General features: G+C 69.0%; 13 protein-coding genes. 3 read left to right on the top strand and 10 right to left on the bottom strand.

Annotated elements, in window-relative coordinates:
- The first annotated feature begins 11 nt into the window (after window positions 1–11).
- Entirely contained in the window at window positions 12–920 is a 909-nt protein-coding gene (locus ACTHJF_RS01730; protein ID WP_440265545.1) for a LysR family transcriptional regulator, read from the top strand.
- Here ACTHJF_RS01730 and ACTHJF_RS01725 read toward each other — a convergent pair.
- From ACTHJF_RS01725 to prmB, 9 genes are all read right to left on the bottom strand, one after another.
- Window positions 904–1,908: a cupin-like domain-containing protein gene (locus ACTHJF_RS01725; protein WP_440265544.1), complete on the bottom strand. Its 1,005-nt coding sequence runs from the start codon at window positions 1,906–1,908 to the stop codon at window positions 904–906. The two genes, ACTHJF_RS01730 and ACTHJF_RS01725, sit on opposite strands and share 17 nt — an antisense overlap.
- A gap of 14 nt (window positions 1,909–1,922) precedes the next feature.
- Window positions 1,923–2,552: a phosphoribosylanthranilate isomerase gene (locus ACTHJF_RS01720; RefSeq protein ID WP_440265543.1), complete on the bottom strand. Its 630-nt coding sequence runs from the start codon at window positions 2,550–2,552 to the stop codon at window positions 1,923–1,925.
- A complete protein-coding gene (truA, locus tag ACTHJF_RS01715) occupies window positions 2,549–3,316 on the bottom strand; it encodes a tRNA pseudouridine(38-40) synthase TruA (protein ID WP_440265542.1) in 768 nt (255 codons plus the stop codon). Before truA ends, ACTHJF_RS01720 begins: the two co-directional genes overlap by 4 nt.
- Window positions 3,317–3,423: 107 nt before the next feature.
- On the bottom strand, window positions 3,424–5,724 hold the full coding sequence (locus tag ACTHJF_RS01710; RefSeq protein WP_440265541.1) for a FimV/HubP family polar landmark protein: 2,301 nt from the start codon (window positions 5,722–5,724) through the stop codon (window positions 3,424–3,426).
- Window positions 5,725–5,885: 161 nt separating this feature from the next.
- On the bottom strand, window positions 5,886–6,191 hold the full coding sequence (locus ACTHJF_RS01705; protein WP_440265540.1) for a hypothetical protein: 306 nt from the start codon (window positions 6,189–6,191) through the stop codon (window positions 5,886–5,888).
- A gap of 10 nt (window positions 6,192–6,201) precedes the next feature.
- Window positions 6,202–7,230 carry an aspartate-semialdehyde dehydrogenase gene (locus ACTHJF_RS01700; protein WP_440265539.1) on the bottom strand — a complete coding sequence of 343 codons (1,029 nt, stop codon included), beginning with the start codon at window positions 7,228–7,230 and terminating at the stop codon, window positions 6,202–6,204.
- A 123-nt stretch (window positions 7,231–7,353) separates the two neighbouring features.
- Entirely contained in the window at window positions 7,354–8,373 is a 1,020-nt protein-coding gene (locus tag ACTHJF_RS01695; RefSeq protein ID WP_440265538.1) for a 2-hydroxyacid dehydrogenase, read from the bottom strand.
- A gap of 37 nt (window positions 8,374–8,410) precedes the next feature.
- Window positions 8,411–9,499, bottom strand: a complete 1,089-nt coding sequence (aroC, locus tag ACTHJF_RS01690) for a chorismate synthase (RefSeq protein WP_440265537.1) — start codon at window positions 9,497–9,499, stop codon at window positions 8,411–8,413.
- A 102-nt stretch (window positions 9,500–9,601) separates the two neighbouring features.
- Window positions 9,602–10,522: a 50S ribosomal protein L3 N(5)-glutamine methyltransferase gene (gene prmB, locus ACTHJF_RS01685; protein WP_440265536.1), complete on the bottom strand. Its 921-nt coding sequence runs from the start codon at window positions 10,520–10,522 to the stop codon at window positions 9,602–9,604.
- A gap of 63 nt (window positions 10,523–10,585) precedes the next feature.
- On the opposite strand from prmB, the gene asd reads away from it, so the two are divergent.
- Window positions 10,586–11,422, top strand: a complete 837-nt coding sequence (gene asd, locus ACTHJF_RS01680; RefSeq protein WP_440265535.1) for an archaetidylserine decarboxylase — start codon at window positions 10,586–10,588, stop codon at window positions 11,420–11,422.
- 138 nt (window positions 11,423–11,560) lie between these two features.
- Window positions 11,561–11,998, top strand: coding sequence for a hypothetical protein (locus ACTHJF_RS01675; protein WP_440265534.1), 438 nt, complete (start codon window positions 11,561–11,563; stop codon window positions 11,996–11,998).
- A 48-nt stretch (window positions 11,999–12,046) separates the two neighbouring features.
- Here the strand turns inward: ACTHJF_RS01675 and ACTHJF_RS01670 are convergent, their stop codons facing one another.
- Entirely contained in the window at window positions 12,047–13,522 is a 1,476-nt protein-coding gene (locus ACTHJF_RS01670) for a transglycosylase SLT domain-containing protein (protein ID WP_440265533.1), read from the bottom strand.
- Window positions 13,523–13,584 lie beyond the last annotated feature (62 nt).

The raw sequence follows: 13,584 nt of genomic DNA, 5'->3' as shown, positions 1-13,584 counted from the left end.
AAATATCACACATGACCGAACGCAACCTGCCCCCGCTCAATGCCCTGCGCGCCTTCGAGGCGACCGCTCGCCTGCAGAGCGTGAGCCGCGCGGCCGAAGCTTTGCACGTCACCCACGGCGCGGTGAGCCGGCAGATCCGCCAGCTGGAGGAAGCGCTGGGTCGACCGCTGTTCGCGCGGCAAGGCCGCGGCCTGGTGCTCACCGAGGTCGGCGACCGGCTGCGCGAAGCAGCCAGCGGCGCCTTCGACGGCCTGCGCGACGCCTGGGCGGCGCTGCGCCAGCCGTCGAGCGCTCCGTTCGTACTCGGCTGCCCGGCCAGCGTACTGGCGCGCTGGATGATCCCCCGGCTGGACCGGCTGGCGCACGACCTGCCCGGCCTGACCTTGCACCTGTCTGCCCAGGAAGCGCCGCCGTCGCCGGACCTGCGCGGGCTGGACGCGTCCCTGTTGATCGGCACGCCGCCGTGGCCGGCCGGGTGGCAGGTGATGCCGCTGGCGCCGGAACGGATCGGCCCGGTGCTGAGCCCCCGCTACGCCGGCGCCGCGCGACTGGCACGGGCGCCGGCCGCCGCACTGCTGGACGAGCCGCTGCTGCACACCGCCTCGCGCCCGCAGGCCTGGAGCGACTGGTCGCACGCGGCGGGCCTGGACGCCGCCCCGCGCGCGACCGGCCAGGGTTTCGAGCACCTGTATTACCTGCTGGAGGCGGCACTGGCCGGATTGGGCGTGGCGATCGCGCCGCAGCCGCTGGTCGCCGACGACCTCGCCGCCGGCCGGCTGATCGCGCCGTGGGGGTTCGTCACCACCGAAGCGCACTGGGTGCTGGCCACGCCGGCTCGGGCGCATGAGGAGCGCGCCACCGCGCTGGCCCAATGGCTGGCCGGCGAGCTGCGCGAGGCGCCCGCTACAGGTAACGACTGATCGTCTCGCGCAGCGCGGCTGCCTGCTCGGGCGTAAGTTCACCCAGCGCACCGCGGCGCCCGGCCGGGATGTGTTCGCCCGGATCGGGGTCGCCGAACGCGTAGTGATCCAGCAGGGTACGCCAGCCGGCGCGCTCGGCCGGGCTCAGGCGACGAAACGCCAGGATTGCGTGCAGCAGCGCGCTCAGCGCCGTGCCGGTGGCCGCTCCGCCGATCGGCACCGGCTTCCACCAATAGTTCACCAGCGCGTTGAGCCGACCGAGCGAGGCCACGTGGTGCCACCACAGCGGCGGAATGTAGATCGCATCGCCCGGTTCCAGCTCGGCCACCTGGGCCTGGGCCAATGCCTCGCGCAGGCGCGGAAAGCGCGGGTCGTCGGGACGGTCGAGTCGGGCCAGGCTGATCGCCGCGCCCGTTGGCGCAAAGTCGAGCGGACCGATGTAGAGATTGCCCACCTGCTCGGGCGGAAACAGCGTGAAGCGCCGGCGTCCAGCGGCCACGCAGGCGATGTTGTGGTACTCGTCGAAGTGCGCCGGCGTGGTCACCTTGTTGCCGATCCACAGCCGCGGCGCGATCGCCGGATCGAGCAGCGGCAACGCGTGATTGGCGAGGAACCCCGGCAGGCAATCGACGATCGGCGCGCTCTGGATCGCCACGCCGTACGGCTTTTCCTGCCTTGCCTCGTGCGCGATGCGGCGCAAACCCTCGGTCACGGTCACGCGGAAGTGGTCGTAGTTGAAGCCGCTGAGATCGGCGTTGTAGCCAACGCAGCCGTCCTCCTCCGGCGCCATCACCAGGGTATCGACCTCGCCTCCTGCGTCGAGCGCGGCGAGACCGCGGGCGAGGGCGGTATCGGACTCGCGCGCCCACGCCACTGCTGGCCAGTGCGCGGTCAGTCCGCGCAGCACCAGTGGCGCACCGCGCGCGACCAGCACGGCCATGTCGGGCAGCGGGTCGGACGGGCGAAGCTCCTCAATGGGCTGGCTCATCCGATCAGATCCACTCAAGCACGATCGGCGGCACGAACCGCCGCAATGAAGCCGGCCATGCGCTGCGGGTCCTTGACCCCGGGCGAGATCTCGATACCGCTGGCCACGTCCACCGCCCACGGGCGCGCCACGCGGATCGCCTCGCCGACGTTGCCGGCGTGCAGGCCGCCGGCCAGCAACAGCGGTTGCGGCAGGTCGGCCGGCATCAGCGACCAGTCGAAAGCCTTGCCGCTGCCGCCTGGCTCGCCCAGGCCGTGGCCGTCGAGCAAAAGACCCAACGCGCGCGGATACTCACGCAGGTGCGGCAGGGCGGCGGCGCCCTCACCCATCGCGACCGCCTTCAGATACGGCCGGCCGAACTGCGCGCACCACGAGTCGCTCTCCGCGCCGTGGAATTGCAGCAGGTCCGGCTGCACCTGCTCAATCACCGAGCGCACCGTCTCGACGCTGTCGTCCATCAGCAGCGCCACGGTGGTCACGAACGGCGGCATCGCGGCGACGATCGCCCGTGCCTGCGCCAGATCCACCCGACGCTTGCTGCGCGTGGTGATCACCACGCCGATCGCGTCGGCGCCGAGCTCGGCGGCCAGCCGCGCGTCCTCGACGCGGGTCATGCCGCAGCACTTGATGCGGGTGCGGCTCACTGGCTCACCTCCGGCGGCAGGCCCCAGTGCGCCTCGTAGCGCGGGCCGATGAAGGTGAGGCCGGAGGACGGCGCAGTCGGACCGGCCACCTCGCGATTCTGGCCGGCCAGCAACTCGTCCATCCACTCCACCGGTTGCTCACCGCGACCGATCGGCAGCAGCGAACCGACGATGTTGCGCACCATGTGATGCAGGAAAGCATTGGCCTCGATCTCCACGATTACCTGCTCGTTCTCGCGGCGCACCGATACGGCGAGCACCTCGCGCCGCGCGTGCGCGGCCTGGCAGGCGATCGCGCGAAAAGCGGTGAAGTCGTGCTCGCCGACCAGCGCCTGCGCGGCATCATGCATGCGCGCGGCATCCAGCGGATGGCGTTCCCACGTCACGTAACGCGCGTCCAGCGCCGCCCGCACCGGCCGGTTGAGAATGCGGTAGCAGTAGCGCCGGCTGCGCGCGGAAAAGCGCGCGTGGAAATCCTCGGGCACTGACTGCGCCCATAGCACCGCCACCGCGGTCGGCAGGTTGGAGCAGGCGCCGAGCACCCAGCCACGCGGGTCGCGCTCAACCCCGGTATCGAAATGCACCACCTGACAACGCCCGTGCACGCCGGCATCGGTGCGGCCGGCGCAGGTGACGTCGATCGGCTGCGCGGCGACGAACGACAGTGCTTTCTCCAGCGCGCCCTGCACGCTGTCCCGGTGGCTCAGCCGCTGCCAGCCGGAGAAGTCGGTGCCGTCGTATTCGATGCCCAGGGCAATGCGCATGAAGGGATGCAGGTGGGTTCAGGACGGCGGCAGAGCATAGCAGCCGGCGCAAAAAAACCCGGGCCGGCACAGGGCCGGCCCGGGTTCGGATCACGCGTGCGGATTGATCAGGCGATGCCGTCGAGCAGGCGACGCGCGGTATCGCGCTGCGGCTGGCTGCCCTCGGCCAGCACCTCTTCCAGCATGGCGCGGGCGCCATCGGCGTCGCCCATGTCCAGATACGCGCGGGCCAGGTCGAGCTTGGTATCGATCGGATCATCGCTGAACTCGGTCGGCTCGTAGTCCATGCCGCTGATCCCCTGATCCCAGACGGGGATGTCGCCACCGGCCTCGGCCGGCGCCGGCGTGGCGTCGTCAAACGCATCATGGGCGTGCGCATCGGCAGTGAACGCCGGTTCCGGCTCCCCGTGCAGCTCGGCCGCGGCTTCGGCCTCGGCCTTGCGGGCAGCTTCCTGGCGCGGGGTCAGATTGAAGTCGAAATGGTACTCGCTGATCTTCGACGGGCCGGCCGGCATCGGCGGCGGCACCGGGGCCAGCAACGTCGCATCGGCGTCGTGATCGTCCAGGTTGAAACCGCCCAGCGGCGCACGCTCGGCTTCGGGCACCGAGGTATCGACACCGGCGAACAGCGGGTGGCCGGGAACCAGGTCTTCGCCCATCGCCGCCACATCCTGCCACTCGGACTGCTGCGGGTCGGAGATATGGGCATACATCGCCTCGGCGGCCGCCTCGAAATGCTCCACGTCGCGGCGGTGGTAGTAGAGGCTAACCAATTCCAGGTGCAGGCTGATGTCGTCCGGATGCTCGGCGAGCTGGTCGAGCAGCTCGTCCTGGTCCGGATCGGCCTCGCCATCGCCCAGCGGCGGAACCGCACCGAAGCGGTCGGCGAGCGACGAGTTGGAGGCCTTCGCTGGCGCCTTGTTGCGACGACCACGCAGAGCCACCAGCAGCAGCAACACCACGGCGGCAGCGCCCGCGCCCCACGCCCAGGTCTGCATGTACCAAGGCTCCTCGGCCGAGGCCGGTGCCGGCTTTGCGGGCGCTGGCTTGGCGGCCGCGGGCTTCGCTGCAGCCGGCTTGGCCGCGGTCGGCTGGCTGGCCGCCACCGGTGCGGACGCCGTGGTGGGCGACGCCGAGGAGGCAAGGGCCGGCACGCTGGCGGCAGACGCCATCGAAGCGGCGGCGGTTGAGGCGGTTGCCGGTGCCGCCTTCGCGGCCACCGAGCCACTGGAGGCCGGGGTCGATGCTGGAGCCACTGCCGCCGCCGGAGTGGCGGCGGTTTCGCCGGCCGGCGCGCCCTTGTGGGCCTCGGCCAGCTTGCGCTGCAGCTCGGCGATCTCGCTGTCCTTCAGCGACAGCAGGCGCTCGTTCTTGCTATTGATGTCCTCCAGGTCCTTCAGCCGCGAGCGCAACTCGGCGCCCTGCTGCTGCAGCGTGGCCAGGCTTTCCTGGCTGCGCTGCAGGTCGCGGCGCACGTCCGCAGAACCCTTGCCGGCACCGGATGCGGCGTTCTTTGCGCCTTCACCCGAAGGCAGCAATTGCAGATGGTCGTCGCGCTTGGACGCTGGCGCGGTGGGTGAACTGGACGCCGTGGCGCGGGTGGCCGAGTCGGCCACATTGGTGGGGGTACCGACCGCACCGGCACGCCAGTCGCTGTTCTGGCGGCGGACCTCTTCCAGTGCCGCGGCCACCGTCATGGCGCGAGCCTCTTCAGCCGTGGGCACGCGCAGCACCGCACCGCTCTTGAGGGCGTTGATGTTGTCGCGATAGAACGCGCCGGGATTGGACTGCTTCAGCGCCAGCAGGGTCTGGCTGAGATCCACGCCTGCCGGCTTGACCTGCTGGGCGATAGCCGACAGGGTCTGGCCTTTCTGCACGGTGATGCTCGAGCCGGGAGCGGTCGCCTCACCCGCGGCGGCGGCCGGCGCTGCAGCCGGTCGCGGTGCCGCCGCCGATGCTGGCGCCGTGCGGCGCGGGGCCGCCGCAACCGGGGCGGGCGGCGGGGCCGGCGCGGCGCCAGGCGGGTCGAGCAGAATGGTGTACTCGCGCACGCTCTTGCCGGCGGCGTTATCCACCTGCACGAGGAGATCGAGGTACGGATCGTTGATCGCATCGGTGCTGGTGATCCGGATCAGCTTGGTTCCGCCCGGCCCGTTCACGATGGCGAAGCTGAGCGGCACCCGGGTACGTCCCTCGGTGATGCCGGCCCGCACGAAATCCTCGTCCGACGCGAGGCGCGCGCTGAGATTGCGCAGATCCGCCGGGCTTTCGGGGGTCACCGGGATCTCGGCGACAAGCGGCTGACCCAGGGCGGACTTGACCCGAATCTGGCCCAGCTCCAGCGCGACTGTCTGGCTGCTCCCCAGTGCCAAGGCCAGCAGCATGGACAGTTTCAACGAACGATTCATCGTATTTCCCCCGGACGACCCGTGACGCTCCCCGACCCGCCGCAAGCGCGGCGGCATCCCGAATAACGCGCCACTTTAGTTAGATGCCCGCCAATCAACAATAGGCGTGGCGAATACTTGCACGATATTGCTGCGCCCGCTTCTCACCGGCGCAAACCACGTCACTGCCCCTGTTTTTTTACCCCCGTGTCAGCCTGCATGACCTGCAGTTGCCGGCGCAGTTGCTCCAGCTTGCGGTCCTGCTCGCGCAGCCGCTGGTTTGCCTCGCGGCTGCGGCGCTCCTGCGCGGCCACATCGTGCTGCAGGCGGCTGACCTCGGTGCTGCTGCGCTTGACCGACTGCTGCAGCAACGCCGGATCGCGATCCGGCGTCACCGTCGCGCGCGTGGACTCGCCACGGGCAGCGACGGCCGCCCCCGTGGAAATCATCAACCCGACCAGGGCCGTCAGCAGGGGCGTGCGCAGCATGGGGGCACCTTCAGAGATAGTCCTCGATCAGCAGCTCGGCAATCTGCACCGCGTTGAGCGCGGCGCCCTTGCGGATGTTGTCGGCCACGATCCACAGATCCAGGCCGCGCTCGTGCGAGATGTCCTCGCGGATGCGGCCCACGTACACCGGGTCCTTGCCGGCGGCGTCGCCGACCGGGGTCGGGTAGCCACCGGCCTTGCGCTCGTCCATCACCACCACGCCCGGCGCCTGCTCCAGCAACGCGCGCGCCTGCTCGGCGGTGATCTTGTCGCGCGTCTCCACGTGCACCGCCTCGGCGTGGCCGTAGAACACCGGCACGCGCACAGCGGTGGGATTCACCGCGATCGAGGCGTCCTCGAGGATCTTGCGCGTCTCCCACACCATCTTCATCTCTTCCTTGGTGTAACCGTTGGCCTGGAAGTCGTCGATGTGCGGGATGACGTTGAAGGCGATCTGCTTGGGGAACTTCGCCGGCTCCGCATCCTGGAAGTTGAGCAGCGCGGCAGTCTGCCGACCCAGCTCCTCCATACCGGAACGGCCAGCGCCGGACACCGACTGGTAGGTCGCCACGTTGATCCGCTCGATGCCCACCGCCCGGTGGATCGGCGCCAGCGCCACCAGCATCTGCATGGTCGAGCAGTTCGGGTTGGCGATGATGCCGCGCACGGTGTAGTCGGCAATGGCGTGCGGGTTCACCTCGCTCACCACCAGCGGGATGTCGTCCTGGTAGCGGAACTCCGAGGTGTTGTCGATCACCACCGCACCGGCGGCCGCCGCACGCGGCGCGTGCTCGCGGCTCACCGAGCCGCCGGCCGAGAAAAATGCGATGTCCACACCGGTGAAATCGTAGTCGGCGAGGTTCTGCACGGTGACTTTCTTGCCGGCGAACTCCACCTGCCCACCCGCCGAGCGCTCGCTCGCCAGTGGCACCAGCTCGCTCACCGGGAAATCGCGCTCGGCCAGGATCGACAGCAGGGTCTCACCCACCGCGCCGGTCGCGCCGACCATTGCCACCTTGTAGCTGCTCTTCTTGCTCATGATCCGTCTGTCTGTCAGGAAAATCGGAAAGGGCCGCCAGGCCATTGCCGTTCCCGCATCCGCGGGAATCTAGCCGGGGCGGAGCGCAACACAAACCTGCGAACCGCGCGATCGTGATTGCGATCACGCTTTACCGAGAGCGCCTCGCGCGACCAGCACCTGCGGGTTGATGGGCGCGGGCGGACGGCCCGCGTCAGGTCCCACGCCCAGGCCCGCCAGCACATTGTCGACCGCCAGTTGCGCCATGTTGCGGCGGGTATCGGCGCTGGCGCTGCCCAGATGCGGGCTGAGCACCACCTGCTCCAGCGCCAACAACGCGGGATGCACCACCGGCTCGTTCTCGTAGACGTCCAGCCCGGCGGCGGCCAGGTGTCCGGCGGCCAGCGATGCCGCCAGCGCCGCCTCGTCCACCAATCCGCCCCTCGCGATGTTCACCAGTACGCCGCCGCGCTTCATCTGCGCCAGCTCGGCGGCGCCAATCACGTGATGGTTTTCCGGCGTGTAAGGCAGCACCAACACCAGATGATCGGACTCGCGCAGCAGCGCGGCCTTGTCCACCCAGCGAGCGGCGCACTGGCGCTCGACGACCTCGGGCAGGCGTGTGCGGTTGTGGTACAGCACGCGCATGTCGAAACCGCTGGCGCGACGCGCCACCGCCTGGCCGATGCGCCCCATGCCCAGGATGCCCAGCGTCTTGCCGTGCAGGTCCACGCCCAGCCAGTCGTCGAAGCGCATGGCGCCGGTCCACTGGCCGGCGCGCAGCCAGCGTTCGGCCGCACCGACACGCCGGGCGGCGGCCAGCAGCAGCGCCCACGCGTAGTCGGCGGTGGTTTCGTTGAGCACGTCCGGGGTATTGCAGGCGAGCACGCCGGCGCGGGTGAGCGCGTCGATATCCAGATTGTTGTAGCCCACCGCCAGGTTGGCGATTACCCGCAGCCGGTGATTGCCCGCCAGCGTGGTCGCGTCGACCCGATCGGAGAGACCGATGATCGCCGCATCCACCCCAGCCAGCCGCTCGCGCAACTGCTCGGGCGAATGCACGCGCTCGATCGCCTCGGCGTGCAGCTCGACATGCTGGTCCAGCCGCGCCAGCGCTTCGGGGAACAGGGGCCGCGACACCCACACTTTGTACCGCTTGGTCATTCCAGTTCCTGCAGGGAGTGGGACGAGCGCAGGCCGATCAGGGAATCAGCGGCTGCACCGGCCCGACGTCACCACACTGCGCGCGATGGCGCAGGGCGTGATCCATCAGCACCAGCGCCAGCATCGCCTCGACGATCGGCGTGGCGCGGATGCCGACGCAGGGGTCATGCCGGCCCTTGGTGACCACCTCGACCGCCTCGCCTGCGACATTCACACTGTCTCCGGGCACGAGGATGCTGGACGTGGGCTTGAACGCCACCGACACCGTCACCGGCTGGCCGGAGCTGATTCCACCGAGAATGCCACCGGCATGATTGGACGTAAAGCCGTCCAAATGCATTTCGTCGCGATGTTGCGTGCCGCGCTGAGCGACCGCGGCGAAGCCGGCGCCGATTTCCACGCCCTTGACCGCATTGATCGACATCATCGCGGCAGCGAGGTCGCCGTCGAGCTTGCCGTAGATCGGCTCGCCCCAGCCCGGCGGCACGCCGTCGGCGATCGCGTTGACGCGCGCGCCGACCGAATCGCCCGACTTGCGCAGCGCATCCATGTAGCGCTCCAGCTCCGGCACCTGCTCGGCATCGGGCCAGAAAAACGGATTCTGTTCGACCGCCTCGACGTCGAATGCCGCCGGCACGATCTCGCCGAGCTGAGCCAGGTAGCCGCATACGCGCACGCCATGGCGCTCGCCCAGCCACTTCTTGGCGATGACACCGGCCGCCACGCGCATGGTGGTTTCGCGCGCCGACGAACGACCGCCGCCGCGCGGATCGCGGATACCGTACTTGTGCCAGTAGGTGTAATCGGCGTGGCCCGGGCGGAAGCTCTGCGCGATGTCGCCGTAGTCCTTGCTGCGCTGGTCGGTGTTGCGGATCAGCAGTGCGATCGGGGTGCCGGTGGTGCGCCCTTCATAGACCCCGGAGAGGATTTCAATGGCGTCGTCCTCCCGCCGCTGCGAGGTGTGCCGGGTGCGGCCGGTGGCCCGGCGCTCCAGATCCTGCCGAAAATCGTCTGCGGCGATGGCCAGGCCGGGCGGGCAGCCGTCGATCACGCAGCCGATGGCCGGGCCGTGGCTTTCGCCGAAGGTGGTGACGGTGAAAAGCTTGCCGAAGGAGTTGCTGGACACGGGCGCTACCGCTTGAGAAAGAGAGTGCCGACGCCGGATCAGCCGGCGTCATGCTGCACTGCATCTTGCCACAGCCGCTGGCGGCGGCCGCGCCGCGTTCGCTCAGCGGCGGGCCTGTGCAGCCGCGCGGATCGCCTTGGCGTGCTCGACCAGATCGCGGCGCTCCAGCGCGAACACGCCCATCGCTCCAACCTTGAACTCGATCCACACGAACGGCACCTTCGGCAGCAGCGCGTTGAGTGCTCGCTCGCTCTCGCCCACCTCGACGATCAGCAGACCGTCCTCGGTGAGGTAGTCGGCGGCCTCGTCGAGCATGCGCAGGCACAGGTCCAGGCCATCCTCACCCGAGGTGAGACCGAGCTTCGGCTCGTGCAGGTACTCGCCGGGCATGGCGGCGTACTCGTCTTCGGTGACGTAGGGTGGGTTGGACACGATCAGGTCGTAGCGGCGCCCCTGCACGCCGGCGAACAGGTCGGACTCGATCGCCTCGACCCGGTCCTCCACGTGCTGGAACACGATGTTCTCGCGCGCCAGCGACAGCGCCTCAGGACTGATGTCGACGATGTCGACCTGCCAGTCGGGGTTGTACTCGGCCATCGCGATGCCGATGCAGCCCGAGCCGGTGCATACGTCCAGCGCGCGCTCCACATGGCGATGATCCAGCCACGGCGCAAAGCCCGATTCGATCAACTCGGCGATCGGCGAACGCGGCACCAGCGCGCGCCGGTCGCTCTTGAACTTCAGCCCGGCGAACCAGGTTTCACCCACCAGATAGGCCACCGGAATGCGCTCGCTGACGCGGCGTTCGATCAGGGCCAGCACGCGTTCGCGCTCGTCGGCCACGAGCTTGCCCGTGCCGTAGGCCGACGGCAGGTCCGGCGGCAGGTGCAGCGCGGCAAGCACCAGGTGGGTGGCCTCGTCGATCGGGTTGTCGTGGCTGTGGCCGAAGGTCAGCCCGGCGGCCGAAAAGCGGCTGGCACCGTAGCGGATGAAGTCGATGATGGAGGACAGTTCAGCGGTCACGATGCGATCCGGGCGGCATGGGCGAGCCGGCCATTATAGGCGCCCGGCCTCTATACTGACCGGATGACTTTCAAGGTATTCCTGCAATACATCCTGCCGCACCGCGCGCTGTCGCGCCTGGTGTACTGGGCCACCCGCTGGACCTTCCGCCCATGGAAGAACTGGCTGATCGGCACCATCGTTCGCAATTACCAGGTCGACATGACCGAGGCGGCGCAGCCGGATCCGACCGCCTACGAACACTTCAATGCCTTCTTCACCCGCGCATTGAAACCGGGCGCGCGCGTCCCGGATGCCGATCCTGCCACCCTGCTGTGCCCGGCCGACGGGCGCATCAGCCAGGCCGGCGACATCGTCGACGGGCGGATCTTCCAGGCCAAGGGGCAGTCGTTCACGACTGCCGAACTGCTGGGCGACGAGGCCGCGGCGGCGCCGTTCCGCAACGGTCGCTTCGTCACGGTGTACCTGTCGCCCCGCGACTATCACCGCGTGCACATGCCGCTGGCCGGCACGCTGCGCGAGACGGTGCACGTACCCGGCCGCATCTTCAGCGTGGCGCCGTTCGCGGTGGAGGCGATCCCGCGCCTGTTCGCCCGCAACGAGCGCCTCGTCTGCCACTTCGACGGCGAGCACGGGCCGTTCGCGGTGGTGCTGGTGGGAGCGATCCTGGTGTCGTCGGTCTCCACCGTGTGGGACGGACTGGTGATTCCGCCCTACGCGCCCGGCATCCGTCGCAAGTCGTTCGCCGGCCAGAACATTCAACTGGAACGCTTTGCCGAAATGGGCCGCTTCAACATGGGCTCCACCGTGATCGTGCTGCTGCCGCCGGGGAGCGCCGCGCTCGACCCGCTGGTGCCGCAGCAGGCGGTAAAAGTCGGCCAGCGCCTCGGGAGAAAGTGACGCAATGCGTCACTTAGGGCGGCCCGCAACTGTCGCCCGAGGGCATCTTGTGACGCCGTAGGTGCAAATGTGCCCAAGGCTCGGGTAAGCTCCGGTTCAGCGCGAGAACCGCGCTGCCCTTTCGAGCCCGAGAACGCCATGCGCCTGCTGACCCAGCTCATCGCCATCAACCGTGCCCGCCAGCTCAGCCGCCAGCTGCGTGAGATCCAGCGCAGCATCGACGCCCTGTCGCGCCAGAACCGCACCCGGTTGAGCACGCTGGCCCTGCGCGAGATCGGGCAGGCGACCCGCTGCGACTTCCCGCACCTGTACGGCACGCCGCCGGAAGAGCGCTACCTGCCGTGGGGCCAGGGCACCGAGATCGGCTACACCCGCGCGCGGTCGGAGAATGTGGAAGTGGCGATCCGCGGCATCGCGCTGTGGCTGGCCGTGGCTTATCACGAGACCAAGGACGCCCGTCAGGGTGGTCTGCAGACGGTCTATCGCCAGCTCATGCGCCTGCTGCGCGAACTGAAGGAAACCCGCCGCGAAGGCGACGCCAGCGAGAGCTGGATGAACGCCTCGGCCGCCGCCTGATTCACCACTCCCCGGCGGCTGGCCTGCCGCCGAGGACCTTCCGTCAGATCAGCGGCACTCGGGCACCGTCAGCACCTGCCCAACTCGGATCTGATGCCGAGTCAGATGGTTCGCCTCCGCCACCTCGCGCACGCTGGAACAGCGCAGCTTGTGCACGATGCTGATCAAGGTATCTCCCGTCCGGACCCGGTAGCGGCGCGCACGCTTGGAAGAGACCGCTGGCGTCGGTGCCGGTGCGATCGCCGCCGGCTTGGGCACTACCGCGTTGTGCAGATCCGCCGCCAGAATCGGCCATGGCCCATCGACGCAGCGCGATGCATACGACGCCTCCAGTGCCTTGGGCAGGTACACCGTGGTTCCCACTGGCTGCTGCGCCTCCGGATCGAACCGCGGGTTGAGGTTGCGCAGCGTGCGGAACCAGCCCTCCGGCATATCGCCGGCATTGCCCAGGCAGATGGTGAGCTCGGAGATCGAGGCAGAGCGCTTGAGCACGACCTGCCCCGGCTGCCCGTCGATCTTGGGGAATCGCAGGTTGTAGCTCTGTGGGTGCAGGAACAGCCACGCCGCGGCCAGCACGGCCGGGACGTAGTCGCGGGTTTCCTGCGACAGCTCGTCGTACACCGACGGATCGTAGAAGCTCACCCCGAGGCGGTCGCCGGCCAGCCGGCGCATGCGCCCCTCGCCGCCGTTATAGGCCGCCAGCGTGAGTTCGAGATTGTTGTTGAACACGCGCAACTGCTCGTTGAGGTATTGCGCGTTGGCGCGCGCCGCCTCGGCCGGGTCGAAGCGCGTATCGAAGCCGCTGTCGCTGCTCAGGCCGAAGCGCACGCCGGTGGCATACATGAACTGCAACGGCCCGGCCGCGCCGGAACGCGAAACGGCGTGCACCTTGCCGCCGGACTCCTTGGCCAGGATGCCGAACAGCACGGCCTCGGGCAGATCGGCCTTCTGGTATTGCGGCCACATCTCGTGGCGCAGGTACTGGTAGTTCACCCAGGCGTCCATCAGATTGGGCCGCCACTGGGTCAGCCACATCTCCAGCGCCGCCTTCACCGGGCCGTTCATGGCGATGAGTTCGGACAGCTTCTGCCCGTGCAGCAGGGTCACGCTGCGCTGTGCCTGGGGCAATCCGGCCGCGCCAACCGTTGCGCCGTCTGGCGAGGTGGATTCGCCGGCCGTCTCCAGCCCCTCGTCGCCGATCGCACTGCCGTCCTTGAGCCGCAGCAGCCGATCGAATACCGAATAAAACCGCTGCGGCTCGCAGCCCGGCGTGCTGTCGCACTGGGCCGACGCTTTCTTCAACTGGTCGAGCGCGGCGACCAAGGTCTTCTGCGATGCCTGATCGTCACCTTCGCGCGCCTGCCGCAGGGCGTTCTCGTAGCCCTTGCTGGCCGCGTCGAGCTGGCCATACAGGGCGTTGAGCGAGGGCGATGCGGGGGCCTTGCCAGGGGCACTGGCGCATCCGGCCAGCAGGGTGACGACAGCAAGGGAAAGCGAACGGTACAGCGGCAAACGCACGGACATGAGGTACTTCGGCAAGGACGAAACGATCACCATAGCCGCGCGCGACAGCGGACTCAATGAAT

Origin of the sequence: Dyella sp. (genome assembly GCF_051962475.1) — a bacterium.
Classification (GTDB): Bacteria; Pseudomonadota; Gammaproteobacteria; order Xanthomonadales; family Rhodanobacteraceae; genus Dyella_A.
This window is presented reverse-complemented; position numbering and strand designations above follow the sequence as displayed.

Coding starts and splice junctions, on each gene's coding strand:
- ACTHJF_RS01730 (WP_440265545.1), top strand. CDS start 12: ATGACCGAACGCAACCTGCCCCCGCTCAATGCCCTGCGCGCCTTCGAG.
- ACTHJF_RS01725 (WP_440265544.1), bottom strand. CDS start 1,908: ATGAGCCAGCCCATTGAGGAGCTTCGCCCGTCCGACCCGCTGCCCGAC.
- truA (WP_440265542.1), bottom strand. CDS start 3,316: ATGCGCATTGCCCTGGGCATCGAATACGACGGCACCGACTTCTCCGGC.
- ACTHJF_RS01710 (WP_440265541.1), bottom strand. CDS start 5,724: ATGAATCGTTCGTTGAAACTGTCCATGCTGCTGGCCTTGGCACTGGGG.
- ACTHJF_RS01705 (WP_440265540.1), bottom strand. CDS start 6,191: ATGCTGCGCACGCCCCTGCTGACGGCCCTGGTCGGGTTGATGATTTCC.
- ACTHJF_RS01700 (WP_440265539.1), bottom strand. CDS start 7,230: ATGAGCAAGAAGAGCAGCTACAAGGTGGCAATGGTCGGCGCGACCGGC.
- ACTHJF_RS01695 (WP_440265538.1), bottom strand. CDS start 8,373: ATGACCAAGCGGTACAAAGTGTGGGTGTCGCGGCCCCTGTTCCCCGAA.
- asd (WP_440265535.1), top strand. CDS start 10,586: ATGACTTTCAAGGTATTCCTGCAATACATCCTGCCGCACCGCGCGCTG.
- ACTHJF_RS01675 (WP_440265534.1), top strand. CDS start 11,561: ATGCGCCTGCTGACCCAGCTCATCGCCATCAACCGTGCCCGCCAGCTC.
- ACTHJF_RS01670 (WP_440265533.1), bottom strand. CDS start 13,522: ATGTCCGTGCGTTTGCCGCTGTACCGTTCGCTTTCCCTTGCTGTCGTC.